Here is a 13,308-nt window from a genome sequence, read left to right as displayed (position 1 = left end):
GGAGGACCGATGTACCCAGGTCAGCATGCCCGCCTGCGCCCGCTCCAGCCCGCCTTTATCATGGCGGTAACAGGCGAGGCCGTCACCTATCGTGAGCTAGATGCGCGCAGCAACCGGCTCGCGCACCTGTTCCGCAAGCACGGCTTGAAGCGGCTCGACCACTACTCGATCTTCATGGAGAACAATTCGCGCTACCTCGAAGCCTGCGGCGCGGGCGAGCGCTCCGGGCTCTACTACACCTGCATCAACTCGTTCCTGACGCCGGGCGAGCTCGCTTATCTCCTGGTCAACAGCCAGTCGAAAATCCTGATCACGTCGGTTGCGAAGCTTGAGATCGCGCGCGAAGCGATCAAGGTCTGTCCCGACATCAAACTGTGCATCGTCGCCGACGGCCCCGGCGAGAGCGAGCGCATCGTCGGTCTCACCGAGGTGACCGCCGACCTGCCGAAGACGCCGATCCCGGACGAATGGCTCGGCACCGCCATGCTGTATTCGTCGGGCACGACCGGACGGCCAAAAGGGATTCTGCGACCCCTTCCGGAGGAGCCGCCAAAGCACAATCTGCCGTTGTTCGATTTCCTGACCAAGCTTTGGCAATACCGCGAGGGCATGATCTACCTCTCGCCGGCTCCGCTCTATCATTCGGCGCCGCAGGCCGCCGTGAACCTCACGATCCGGATGGGCGGCACCGTCATCATCATGGAAAATTTCGATCCCGAGCGGTACCTCCAGCTGGTCGAGCGGTGGGGTATCACTCATACCCAGTTGGTGCCGACGATGTTCTCGCGCATGCTCAAGCTGCCGGAGGCGGTGCGCACGCGCTATGACCTGTCGTCGCTCGAAATCGCGATCCACGCCGCCGCCCCCTGCCCGGCCCTGGTGAAGGACGACATGATCAAATGGTGGGGACCGATCATCCACGAATATTACGGCGCGACCGAAGGCCTCGGCTTCACCGCCTGCGACAGCGCTGAATGGCTGACCCATCGCGGCACCGTCGGCAAGGTGCTGCTCGGCGAGCTCCACATTCTCGACGAGACCATGAAACCGTGCCCCACCGGCACGCCAGGACAGGTCTGGTTCAAGACGGCCTCGCCTTTTGAATATTTCAACGACCCGGAGAAGACCAAGGAGGCGCGATCGGCCGACGGCAGCATGAGCACGGTCGGCGATGTCGGCTATGTCGACGAGGACCGCTTCCTTCATCTAACAGACCGGGCGACCTTCATGATCATCTCCGGCGGCGTGAACATCTATCCGCAGGAGTGCGAGAATCTGTTGATCACCCATCCAAAGGTTGCGGACGCCGCGGTGTTCGGCGTGCCCAATCCCGACCTCGGCGAAGAGGTGAAGGCGGTGGTGCAGCCGATGCCCGGCATCGTGCCGGACGAGGCGCTCGCCGAAGAGCTGATCGCGTTCTGCGGAGCATCGCTGTCGCGGCAAAAGGTGCCGCGCTCGGTCGATTTCGAAAAGGAGTTGCCGCGGCTCCCGACAGGGAAGCTGTACAAGCGGCTGCTGCGGGACCGCTATTGGGGGAACAAGGCGTCGAGGATCGTGTGAAGTCGCAGCTGTCGTCCTGGCGAACGCCAGGACCCATACCGCGTGATCTCACGAGTAGAGAAGGTAGCAATACCGAACGACCAATCTTCGCCAAACACCTCCCTGGGGGTAATGGGTCCTGGCGTTCGCCAGGACGACGCGGGAGGGACGTCTCTCAATTTATGAGAGAAATCCCCTGCGGCCTTGCGTCATCCGAATTGCCGAGAGGCCGCCCGTCCTTGCCGGTTGCCTCCCCGCACACGCGTCGCTATCGTCCACTCAAGCAGGCCGCAAGGCTGCAAAAGGCTAATGTCCAGGGAGGACGAGGATGCGGAGCGTACGAGCGCTCGCCGCGACGGCGGCGCTATCTTTGCTTGCGTTTTCGACCATTGCACTCGCCGGCGAGCCCAAGCAGGGCGGCATTTTGCGGATGTACCACCGCGACAGTCCCGGCAACGCCTCGATCCACGAAGGCGCGACCTACTCGCTCAATGTTCCCTTCATGCCGGTGTTCAACAACCTCGTCATCTACAAGCAGGACGTGGCGCAGAACAGCATGGACACGATCGTGCCCGAGCTCGCCGAGAGCTGGGCCTGGGTCAACGACAACAAGACACTGACCTTCAAGCTGCGCCAGGGCGTGAAGTGGCACGACGGCAAGCCGTTCACCTCGGCGGACGTCAAATGCACCTTCGACATGCTGATGGGCAAGTCGCAGCAGAAGTTCCGGCAGAACCCGCGCAAGAGCTGGTACGAACAGGTCAACGATGTCTCCACCAACGGCGATCTCGAGGTCTCCTTCAACCTGAAGCGGCCGCAGCCTTCGCTAATTGCACTGCTCGCCTCGGGCTACACGCCGGTCTATCCCTGCCACGTCTCACCCGGCGACATGCGCACGCACCCGATCGGCACGGGCCCGTTCAAGTTCGTCGAGTTCAAGGCCAATGAATCGATCAAGCTGACTCGCAATCCCGATTATTGGCGCAAGGGGCGGCCCTATCTCGACGGCATCGAGTTTACCATCATCCCGAACCGCTCGACCGCCATTCTCGCCTTCGTCGCCGGCAAGTTCGACATGGCCTTCCCGACCGAGGTGAGCATCCCGCTCCTCAAGGACGTCAAATCGCAGGCGCCGAACGCGGTCTGCGTGGTCGAGCCCAACAATGTCGCGACCAACATCATCGTCAATTCGTCCGCGCCGCCGTTCGACAATATCGACATCCGCCGCGCCATGGCGCTGTCGCTCGACCGCAAGGCCTTCATCTCGATCTTGTTCGAGGGTCAGGGCGACATCGGCGGCACCCTGCTGCCGCCGCCGAACGGGCTGTGGGGCATGCCGAAAGAGATGCTCGAGACCATTCCGGGCTACGGCCCCGACATCAACGCCAACCGCGAGGAAGCAAAAAAGCTGATGCAGAAGGCCGGTTATGGACCGGACAAGCATCTCGCGGTCAAGGTCTCGACCCGCAACATCCCGGTCTATCGCGACCCCGCGGTGATCCTGATCGACCAGCTCAAGAGTATCTATATCGACGGCGAGCTCGACGTGGTCGAGACCGCGAACTGGTTCCCGAAGATCGCGCGCAAGGACTACATGCTCGGGCTCAATTTGACCGGCAATGCCGTCGACGATCCTGACCAGTCCTTCTACGAGAACTATTCCTGCGGCTCCGAGCGCAACTACACCAATTACTGCAACAAGGAGATCGAGAAGCTGTTCGACGTGCAGTCCCAGGAGACCGACGTCAGCAAGCGCAAGAAGCTGGTGTGGGACATCGACAAGAAGTTGCAGGAGGACGTCGCCCGCCCGATCATCTTCCACGCACGGACCGGCAGCTGCTGGCAGCCTTACGTCAAGGGCGTGACGGTGATGTCGAACAGCTCGTATAATGGATATCGGTACGAGGATGTCTGGATGGACAAGTAGCGCGGGCGGCTGACGGGTTCGACGGGAGGCGATGCATGTTTGCCTATTTGGTGCGGCGCCTGTTTTTGATGCTCGTGACCCTGTTCGGGATCTCGGTCGTCATCTTCTTCCTGCTGCGTATCGTTCCCGGGAATATCGTCGACATCCTGTTTGCCGCGGCCGGCTATGTCGATCCCGCCGATAAGGCCAATCTGGAAAAAGAGCTCGGCATCGACCAGCCGCTGGTGGTGCAATATTGGCACTGGATCAGCGGCTTTCTGCGCGGCGATTTCGGCTACTCCTACGTCTCCGAGAAGCCGGCGCTCCAGGAGATCCTGCCACGGATTCCGATCACGGCACGGCTCGCCGGCCTGGCGCTGCTGTTCTCGGCCTCGATCGGCATTCCCCTGGGCGTGATCAGCGCGGTGAAGCAGGGAACGAGGCTCGATTACGCGTTGCGTGTGGTGAGCCTCAGCGGATTGTCGCTGCCTTCGTTTTGGCTGGGCCTGCTCATCCTCACCGCCTCGGTGGCGATGTTCAACCAGATGCCGATCTTCAATCCGAATCCGGCGACCTGGCTGGAAGCGTTTGCGACCTATGCCGTGCCCGCCGCCGCAGTCGGCTTCCGCAGCGCGGCGCTGACCATGCGCATCACGCGATCCTCGATGCTGGAGGTGCTGCGGCAGGACTATATCCGCACCGCGCGTGCCAAGGGCGCATCGGACGCCGCCGTGAACTATCAGCATGCGCTGAAGAATGCGATTTTGCCCGTCATCACTGTGATCGGCATCGAGGCGGCGTTCCTGATCGGCGGCCTCATCGTTACCGAAACCGTGTTCAACATCCCCGGCGTCGCGCGCTTCCTGGTCGAGGCGATTCGCTGGCGCGATTATCCGATCGTGCAGAACCTGGTGATGCTGATTGCCATCGTCGTGGTGAGCGCGAACTTCATCGTCGACATGCTGTACGCCGTGTTCGACCCGCGCATCAGGTACACGGATTAGCCCGATGACCATCACTCACACTACGCTCACGCGTTCCTTCACCTCTGCCCGCTTGCGGGGAGAGGTCGGATTGCGCAGCAATCCGGGTGAGGGGGAGCTTCCGCGAGTCCAACTGCCACCTTCCCCGCGGAGAGCCCCCCTCACCCCGACCCTCTCCCCGCACGCGGGGAGAGGGGGAAGGTAGACCTATGGCCGCGATCGACTATGACGTTGAACTGAGGCGCGCCGGGGCGCACGCGACCGTCGGCTGGCGGCGTGTGCTGTTTTTGGCGCAGCGGCATGTGCTGGGCGCGGCCGGGCTCGTCATCATGACCCTGTTCGTGTTCACCGCGATCTTCGCCGACTTCATCGCGCGTTACGATCCGCTGACGATCGACGCCGCCCGGGCACTGGCGCGCCCAAGCCTGGCACACTGGATGGGGACGGATTCCTTCGGCCGCGATGTCTTCAGCCGCATCATTCATGGCGCGCGGATCTCGCTCGCGGTCGGCATCGGCTCGACGGCGCTCGGCGGCTCGATCGGCGTGATCGTGGGCCTCACCTCCGGTTATCTCTCCGGTTGGGTCGATCTCGTGTTCCAGCGCGTCTCCGATGTCCTGCAGGCGCTGCCGCTGCTGGTGCTCGCCCTGATCATGACCGCGGCGCTTGGGCCGTCCTTGCCGAACGTCATTATTGCGATCGCCATTCCGCTGATTCCGACTGTCTCGCGCGTCATCCGCGCCAACACGCTGGCGCTGCGCGAGCTGCCATTCATCGAGGCGGCCAAGTCGATCGGCATGAGCGAGGTACGCATTGCGCTCCGCCACGTGCTGCCGAACACGCTGGCGCCGCTGATCGTGCTTGCGACCGCCCAGCTCGGCTCGACCATCCTCACCGAAGCCTCGCTCTCGTTCCTCGGCCTCGGCATACCCGAGCCGTACCCGTCGTGGGGCCGCATGCTCTCTGAATCCGCCGCCGAATATGTCCGCACCGCGCCCTGGCTGGTGATCTTCCCGGGCATCGCCATCAGTCTCGCGGTGTTCGGCGCCAATCTGTTCGGCGACGCCTTGCGCGACATCCTCGATCCACGGCAGCGCGGCTGATGGCTGACAAATCCGATCTCGTGCTCGAGGCGAAGAACCTGAAGACGGTGTTCTTCACCAACTCCGGCCTGTTTAGGGCGGTCGATGATGTGTCCTTCACGGTGAAGCGCGGCGAGACGCTGGCGATCGTCGGCGAATCCGGCTGCGGCAAGAGCGTCACTGCGCTGTCGCTGATGCGGCTGGTGCCGGATCCGCCCGGCCGCATCGTCGGCGGCTCCGTCACGCTTGAAGGCACTGATCTTCTGACGCTGGACGAAGCAGAGATGCGCGCCGTCAGGGGCAACCGCATCTCGATGATCTTCCAGGAACCGATGACCTCGCTCAATCCGGTGATGCGGATCGGGGACCAGATCGTCGAGGCCGTGCGGCTGCACCGGAACATGTCGAGTAAAGAGGCGCGGGACATCGCGATCGAGATGCTGCGCCTGGTGCGCATCCCCGAACCGGCTCGGCGCGCGCGGGAATATCCGCATCAACTGTCCGGCGGTATGCGCCAGCGCGCCATGATTGCGATGGCGCTGGCGTGCCGGCCGGCGCTGCTGATCGCGGACGAGCCCACGACCGCGCTCGACGTCACCATCCAGGCGCAGATCCTGGCGCTGATCCTGGACCTGCAGAAAGAGCTCGGTACCGGGCTCGTGCTGATCACGCATGATCTCGGTGTCGTCGCGCAGACCGCCCAGCGCGTCATCGTGATGTATGCGGGACGGAAGGTCGAGGAAGCGAGCGTCGAGGCGCTGTTCGCCGCGCCGAAGCATCCCTACACGCGTGGATTGATGGCCTCGATCCCGGCGGTGCCGGCGCCGGGCGTCGTCGCGCCGGCGCGGCTGAACGAAATTCCAGGCACGGTGCCGTCGCTGGTGCGGCTGCCCAAGGGCTGTGCGTTTGCGCCACGCTGCAAGCTCGCGGTCAAGCGTTGTGAAGCCGAATATCCGCCGCTCGTCGATTGGGGCGGCGGCCATCTCGCCGCATGCTGGCGCGCGGCCGAAATTGCGGAGGTGGCATGACCGAGGCGCTGCTCGAAGTCACCGATCTCAAGAAGCACTATCCGGTGCGCGCCGGTGTGTTGCGCCGACAAATCGGCACAGTGCATGCAGTCGACGGCGTCTCGTTTTCGGTGGGCGTCGGAGAGACGCTGGGCCTCGTCGGCGAATCCGGCTGCGGCAAGTCGACGGTGGCGCGCAGCGTGCTGCGGCTGGTCGAGCCGACCTCGGGCCAGATCCATCTCGAAGGCGAAGACATCACGCATCTCTCCAAGTCCGAGCTGCGCCCACATCGTCGTTCGATGCAGATCGTGTTCCAGGATCCGTTCGCCTCGCTCAACCCACGGATGACTGCCGGAGACATCGTGGGCGAGCCGCTGTTCGTGCACGGGCTCGCGACCGGCAAAGCGCTGGAGGCGCGTACCGCAAACCTGTTCGAGCAGGTCGGCCTGCGGCCCGACCAGATGCGCAACTTCCCGCACCAATTCTCCGGCGGCCAGCGCCAACGCATCTGCATCGCCCGCGCGCTGGCGCTGGGGCCGCGGCTGATCGTCTGCGACGAGCCGGTCTCCGCGCTCGACGTCTCGATCCAGGCGCAGGTGATCAACCTCCTGATTGACCTGCAACGCGAGCACGGCTTCTCCTACCTCTTCATCGCGCATGATCTCGCGGTGGTCGCCCATATCAGTCACCGCGTCGCCGTGATGTATCTCGGCCGCATCGTCGAGATCGCCGACAAGGACGAGCTGTTTGCAAATCCGCGCCATCCCTACACGCAGGCCCTGCTCGCCTCGGTGCCGGTTGCGAACCCGCTTGCGAAGAAGCTCGCGCCGCTGGTCGACGGCGACGTGCCAAGCCCGGTCGATCCGCCGCCGGGGTGCGCGTTTCATACTCGCTGCCGGTTTGCGATGGACCGATGCAGGACGGAGCGGCCGGCGTTGGTGGAGGCGAACGACGGGCACCAGGTGGCGTGTTTGCTCAATGACGGGACGGGGCGGAGCCAATAGCTCCGCTGTCGTCCCGGCGAAGGCCGGGACCCATAACCACAGGATCGTGTTTGGCGAAGACTCGGAGTTACCTGCTCGGCCTGTAACCGCTGCCTAGGAGTATGGGTCCCGGCCTTCGCCGGGACGACGGGTTGAGTTCGGGGTGCGCTACCCAGCCCCGATCTCGGCCACGATCCGGCCCGTCGTCACCTGCTCGCCCTCGGCGACGTCGATCGCGGCGACGACGCCGTCGATGCCGGCCTTGTGGACGTGCTCCATCTTCATCGCTTCCAGGGTCATCACCGGCTGGCCGGCACTGACGCGGTCGCCCGGCTTGACCAGGACGGCAACGACGCGGCCGTTCATGGCGGCGCGAACCTTGCCGTCGCCGCCGTTGCTTGCGGCGGCCTTCGGCGCGGCGAGCGTGAGGTCGGTCGCCGCGAGCGGGATGCCGCGGCGCTGGAGGTGGAGCCGGTCGCCATCGCGCAGGAATTTTGCACTGTCCATGACGCCGTCATGGCGGAAGCGGATCACGTCGGGATCGAGCTGATCGATCTCGAACTTGTCTTGCTGGCCGTCGCTGGCGACGATGTAGCTGCCATCGCGCTCGCGCGTGACTTCGAGCTCATACGCCTGGCCTGCGATCTCGATCTTCGCCGGTAGCGGGAACGTTGCCGCGAGGCTCCGTCCGCGGCGCCACGACGGTGCCTGCGGGTTCGTGACATAGAGCAGCAGGCCGGCCAAAGCCATATCGAATGCAGCGTCCGCGCGCGGCGCCAGCAACTCGTCGCGATGCGCACCAATGAACGCCGTCGTCGCTTCACCCTTGGCAAAGCCGGGATGACGCAGGCACGACATCAAGAACGCCTGATTGGTGGTCACGCCGAAAGCGGTGAGCTGTTCGAGGCCGACGATCAGCCGCCCCCTCGCCTCCTCGCGTGTCGCGCCATGGCTGATCACCTTGGCGATCATGGAATCGTAGAACGGCGGAATCTCGGAGCCCGATTGCAGCGCATGCTCGACGCGGATGCCATCCGGCACCTGCCAGCGCGCCATGCGCCCGGACTGCGGCATGAAATCCTGCGCGGCATCCTCGGAGCACAGCCGCACCTCGATGGCGTGGCCTGTGAAGCGAATGTCCTGCTGCTTGACCGGCAGCGGCTCGCCGCGCGCGACCCGCAGCTGCAATTCGACGAGATCGAGCCCGGTGATGGCCTCGGTGACGGGATGCTCGACCTGGAGGCGCGTGTTCATTTCCATGAAGTAGAATTCGCCGCTCGCATCGAGCAGAAATTCGAGCGTGCCGGCGCCCTCGTAGCGCAGCGCCTTCACCGCGGCGACCGCGACGTCGCCGATCTTCACGCGCAGTTCCGGCGTCACTGCGGGCGACGGTGCCTCCTCGATCAGCTTCTGGTGGCGCCGCTGCACCGAGCAATCGCGTTCGCCGAGATGGATGGCGTTGCCATGGCTGTCGCCGAACACCTGAATTTCAATGTGACGGGGATTCTGGATGGCGCGTTCGAGGATCACCGTCGGATCGCCAAACGCCGCCTTCGCCTCGGACCGCGCGCTACGCAGTGCATCTGGAAACGACGCCGCGTCCGTCACGAGCCGCATGCCGCGTCCACCGCCACCGGCGACCGCCTTGATCATCACGGGAAAGCCGATCTCTCTCGCCTCCGCGAGCATGACCTCATCGCCCTGATCGGCGCCCTGATAGCCGGGCACGACGGGCACGCCTGCCTTTTTCATGATCTCCTTGGCGCCGGCCTTGTTGCCCATCGACTCGATCGCCTGGGGCGACGGGCCGATGAAGACGAGCCCAGCATCCTTGCAGGCCTGTGCAAACTCCTCGTTCTCGGCGAGGAAGCCATAGCCGGGATGAACGGCATCCGCGCCGCTGGCCTTTGCGGCCGCAATGATCGCGGGAATGTTGAGGTAGGATTGCGCCGGCAGCGGCTCGCCGATGCGCACGGCCTGGTCGGCGTGTTGCACATGAAGCGCGTCGCGATCCGCATCCGAATAGACCGCGACGACACCGAGGCCGAGCTTCCGCGCACTGCGCATCACGCGCAACGCGATCTCGCCGCGATTGGCAATCAAGACCTTGAAGAACGGCCGGTGCTGCGTTGATCCGTTCCTCATGGGCGAGCCACCGAAAACTGCATGCGCTGGGGCGTGCGCGCATCGCCCTCGCGGCAAATCGCGAGCACTTCCGACAGCAGCGCGCGGGTGTCGCGCGGATCGATCACGCCGTCGTCGAGCACGCGCGCGCTGGTCGAGAACACGTCCATCTGGCCGTCGAACACGCCGATGATCTGCGCCTTCATGGCCTCGAGCTTTTCTTTCTCCACCGGCTTGCCGCGGCGGGCTGCTGCGGCTTCGGTGACGATCGCCATGGTCTCGGCGGCCTGCTCACCGCCCATCACGGCAGTCTTGGCATTGGGCCAGGAGAAGCAGAAGCGCGGATGGAAGCCGCGCCCGCACATGCCGTAATTGCCGGCGCCGAACGAGGCGCCGCAATAGATGGTGATCTGCGGCACATTCGCCGACGTCACCGCCTGGATCATCTTGGAGCCGTGCTTGATCATGCCGGCTTCTTCGTAAGCTTTGCCCACCATGTAGCCGGTGGTGTTGTTCAGATACAGCAATGGCGTGCGGGTCTGGCAGCACGCCTGGATGAAATGCGTCGCCTTGTTGGCACCCGCCGGATCGAGCGGACCGTTGTTGGTGATGATGCCGATCGCCTGGCCCTCGATGCGGGCATGGCCGCAGACGGTGGCCGGGCCGTAATTCGGCGCCATCTCGGTGAAATCGGAATCGTCGACTATACGTGCGATGACCTGCTTCATGTCTACGGCGCGCTTGTGGTCCATCGGCATGATGCCGAGCAGCTCGTCCTGGTCGTAGCGTGGCGGCTTGTATTGCGCAGCTCCCTTGTCCGGCCGCTCCCATTCCAGCGCCGCCATGATCTCGCGCGCGATGCGCAGGGCGTCGCGGTCGTCCTCGGCGAGATAGTCGCCAAGTCCCGACACCTGCGTGTGCATCTCGGCGCCGCCAAGCTCCTCCTCGGTCGCGATCTCGCCGGTGGCGGCCTTCAGCAGCGGCGGCCCGGCAAGGAAGGCGCGGGTGCGGCCGCGGACCATGACGATGTAGTCGGACAGGCCGGTCTGATAGGCGCCGCCCGCCGTGGACGAACCGTGCGTGACGGTGACGACAGGCAGGCCCGCTGCCGAGAGCCGCGCAAGATTGCGAAAGATGTTGCCGCCACGGACAAAGTCCTCGACGCGGTAACGCAGGAGATTGGCGCCGGCGCTTTCGACCAGCTGGACGTAAGGCAGCTTGTTCTCCAGCGCGAGCTCCTGCACGCGTATCGTTTTATCTAGTCCGTAAGGCTGAAGCGCGCCGGCATCGATGCCGGAATCGTTCGCGCTGATCATGCATCGGATGCCCGAAACGAAGCCGATGCCGGCGATGACGCCGCCGCCGGGCACGCTTTTGTCCGGATCCGATACGTCGAACATGAAGCCGGCGAGCGTGGACAGCTCGATGAAGGGCGCGCCGGGATCGAGCACCAGCGCGACGCGTTCGCGCGGCAGTAGCTGGCCGCGCTTGTGGAAGCGGTCTTTCGCCGCCGCCGACGCCGCACGCGTGCGCTCTTCCAGCGCGCGCATGCGGTCGATCAGGCCAAGCATGCCGTCGCGATTGGCGCGGTAGGCGAGGCTGCCGGGGGAAACTGTGTTTTCGAGAATGGACATTATTATTTCCTACCCGTCATTGCGAGGAGCGGAGCGACGAAGCAATCCAGACTGCCTCAACGGAAAGATTCTGGATTGCTTCGCTTCGCTTCGCTCGCAATGACGGCTGGGGCTAAATTCAGCGATTCGTCCCAAAAATCTTCCGCGCTTCCGCCGGGCTCGCGATCTCGCGGCCCGCACGGCGGGCGCAGGCGGCGATGGCCTCGATCAGCTGGCCGTTCGACGTCACCTTCTTGCCGTCGGCGAGATAGAAGGCATCTTCGAGACCGGTGCGCAGATGACCGCCGAGCTCCGCACAGCGCTGGTGCAGCGGCCAGATTTCTTCGCGGCCTATCGCGGTGACCTGAAATTGCGCCTCGGGACGTTTCAGCTTGATCAGGATCGGCAGCAGATCGGGATCCGACGGCATGCCGGAGGCGACGCCCATCACAAAGTTATATTCGAGCGGGCCCTTGTACATGCCGACCTGGCGGTACATGCCGACGCAGCGGACGATGCCGACGTCAAAACATTCGAATTCGGGGATGGTGCCGACCGCGTTCATGACGTCGAGATAGTCCTTCACCTTCTCGACCGCATTGTCGAACATCATCGGCGGCCAGGCCCAGCTGTTGTCGGCCTTCACCTTCAGATAGTTCAGCGAGCCGGCGTTGCAGGCGGCGATCTCCGGCCTTGTCTCGCGGATGCAATCCAGCGCACCGCTGTAGTTCGGCCCGGAGACACCAGAGGTGTGGTTGATGATCACGCCAGGACAGGCCTCGCGGATCGCCTGCTGGATCTCCTTGCTGACGCTGACCTCCCAGGACGGCAGATGCCCCTTGTCCGGCGCCTGCTGACGCAGATGGATGTGCATGATGGACGCGCCGGCCTCGAACGCAGCCTTGGCCTCGCGCGCCATCTGCTCAGGCGTGACAGGCACGTTATGCTGTTTCGGGTCGGTGAGCACGCCGTTCAGCGCGCAGGTGATGACGGCCTTGTCGCTCATGCCTTGAATGTCTCGCACGTTGATAATTCAACGTTTGCGATCATGTGATGGGCGGCATGCGGCTTCTTGCGCGGAGAAGCTGGAAAACGGAAGTCGTAGGGTGGGCAAAGGCGCTCTTGCGCCGTGCCCACCATGTCTCAGCGTGGATCGAAGATGGTGGGCACGCTTCGCTTTGCCCACCCCTACAAGAGCAATCAACTCGCCTCCGCCAGCCTCACCGTCTCGCTGCTGCGATAAATCGCAAGATCGCGCGAGCCGACGAAGATCGCGCGCGGCTTCAAGCCGTAGAAGCGGCGGATCGAGTGGCTGAAATGGGTGCTGTCGGGATAGCCGATGTCCTGCGCGAGATGGGCGAGGTTGAGGTCCTGGTTGGCGAAGTGCAGCAGGTGCCGCGCGCGCTTCCAGGCGCGGAAGGAGCGGAACGAGATGCCGGTCTCTTCCTTGAACAGATGCAGGAAACGCGAAGCGGACAGTCCGGCGTCCGCCGCACAAGTGTCCGCCGTCACGGGCTCACCCGTGAAGCGGCCGATACGGGCGACCGCACGCGTCACGCGGGGGTCGAGCACCCGGCGCGGCAGCGCTTCGCCAAAACACATCTCGTCGAATTCGGCGGTGGTGATGTCGCCGTAGCGACGCTGACGCAGCAGCGTGTAGGCGGCGAGGATCTTGCGGGCATAGACGGCCCTGTCGGGTCCGGTGAGCCGCTCGGCCAGGACCTCGATCACGCCATCAGGCATGCTCTCCGGCTCCAGCGTGACGCTGATCGCGGTGCGATAGTCGCTGGCAATGGAATGCCGCTGGTTCGGCAGGGTCACGAACAGCTCGCCGGTGGCGAGGGCATCATCGATCGTCAGATGCAGGCTGCCCTTGACCGCGACATAGACGTGACAGCAGCCGGGGGTCCGCTTGCGGGGGCGGCCGAGCAGGCCGGCATAGAATACCCGCTCCGGCGTGATCAGCATCAAATGGTCGGATTCGCGACCGTTATCTTCCATTGGGATCCTCCTCGCGCGGCTCTTTGGCCGCTGCGGACGGAGGTCACCTTAGCGGAAATCTGGGCGCTGT

General features: G+C 64.2%; 10 protein-coding genes. 6 read left to right on the top strand and 4 right to left on the bottom strand.

Translation table 11 applies throughout. The features are described 5' to 3' along the window. Nucleotides 1-9: 9 nt before the first annotated feature. From AC0L20_RS10510 to AC0L20_RS10485, 6 genes are all read left to right on the top strand, one after another. Nucleotides 10-1,560, top strand: coding sequence for an AMP-binding protein (locus AC0L20_RS10510; RefSeq protein WP_473288455.1), 1,551 nt, complete (start codon nt 10-12; stop codon nt 1,558-1,560). A 307-nt stretch (nt 1,561-1,867) separates the two neighbouring features. Further along, entirely contained in the window at nt 1,868-3,466 is a 1,599-nt protein-coding gene (locus AC0L20_RS10505) for an ABC transporter substrate-binding protein (RefSeq protein ID WP_456767155.1), read from the top strand. Between the two features lie 35 nt (nt 3,467-3,501). After that, complete coding sequence (locus AC0L20_RS10500; RefSeq protein WP_354127061.1) at nt 3,502-4,449, top strand: ABC transporter permease; 948 nt, start codon at nt 3,502-3,504, stop codon at nt 4,447-4,449. A 188-nt stretch (nt 4,450-4,637) separates the two neighbouring features. Then, complete coding sequence (locus AC0L20_RS10495) at nt 4,638-5,531, top strand: ABC transporter permease (protein WP_018455966.1); 894 nt, start codon at nt 4,638-4,640, stop codon at nt 5,529-5,531. Further along, nucleotides 5,531-6,538, top strand: coding sequence for an ABC transporter ATP-binding protein (locus AC0L20_RS10490; protein WP_473288454.1), 1,008 nt, complete (start codon nt 5,531-5,533; stop codon nt 6,536-6,538). The genes AC0L20_RS10495 and AC0L20_RS10490 overlap by 1 nt, the downstream gene beginning before the upstream one ends. Continuing rightward, nucleotides 6,535-7,521 (top strand): ABC transporter ATP-binding protein, encoded by a 987-nt coding sequence (locus tag AC0L20_RS10485; protein WP_473288453.1) that lies wholly within the window; start codon nt 6,535-6,537, stop codon nt 7,519-7,521. Before AC0L20_RS10490 ends, AC0L20_RS10485 begins: the two co-directional genes overlap by 4 nt. A 147-nt stretch (nt 7,522-7,668) precedes the next feature. Here the strand turns inward: AC0L20_RS10485 and AC0L20_RS10480 are convergent, their stop codons facing one another. The 4 genes from AC0L20_RS10480 to AC0L20_RS10465 form a co-directional block, all read right to left on the bottom strand. Beyond that, nucleotides 7,669-9,645 carry an acetyl/propionyl/methylcrotonyl-CoA carboxylase subunit alpha gene (locus AC0L20_RS10480; protein ID WP_473288452.1) on the bottom strand — a complete coding sequence of 659 codons (1,977 nt, stop codon included), beginning with the start codon at nt 9,643-9,645 and terminating at the stop codon, nt 7,669-7,671. Then, a complete protein-coding gene (locus AC0L20_RS10475; RefSeq protein WP_473288451.1) occupies nt 9,642-11,258 on the bottom strand; it encodes an acyl-CoA carboxylase subunit beta in 1,617 nt (538 codons plus the stop codon). The genes AC0L20_RS10480 and AC0L20_RS10475 overlap by 4 nt, the downstream gene beginning before the upstream one ends. Before the next feature lie 118 nt (nt 11,259-11,376). Further along, nucleotides 11,377-12,243, bottom strand: a complete 867-nt coding sequence (locus AC0L20_RS10470) for a beta-keto acid cleavage family enzyme (RefSeq protein WP_473288450.1) — start codon at nt 12,241-12,243, stop codon at nt 11,377-11,379. Between the two features lie 194 nt (nt 12,244-12,437). Further along, the gene (locus AC0L20_RS10465) at nt 12,438-13,238 is read right to left on the bottom strand and encodes an AraC family transcriptional regulator (RefSeq protein WP_354205983.1); all 801 of its coding nucleotides are present in this window, start codon (nt 13,236-13,238) and stop codon (nt 12,438-12,440) included. Nucleotides 13,239-13,308 lie beyond the last annotated feature (70 nt).

The sequence above is a fragment of the Bradyrhizobium sp. Kon58 genome, assembly GCF_055807455.1.
The sequence above is the reverse complement of the archived record's forward strand: the minus strand, read 5'-3'. Positions and strand labels throughout refer to the sequence as shown.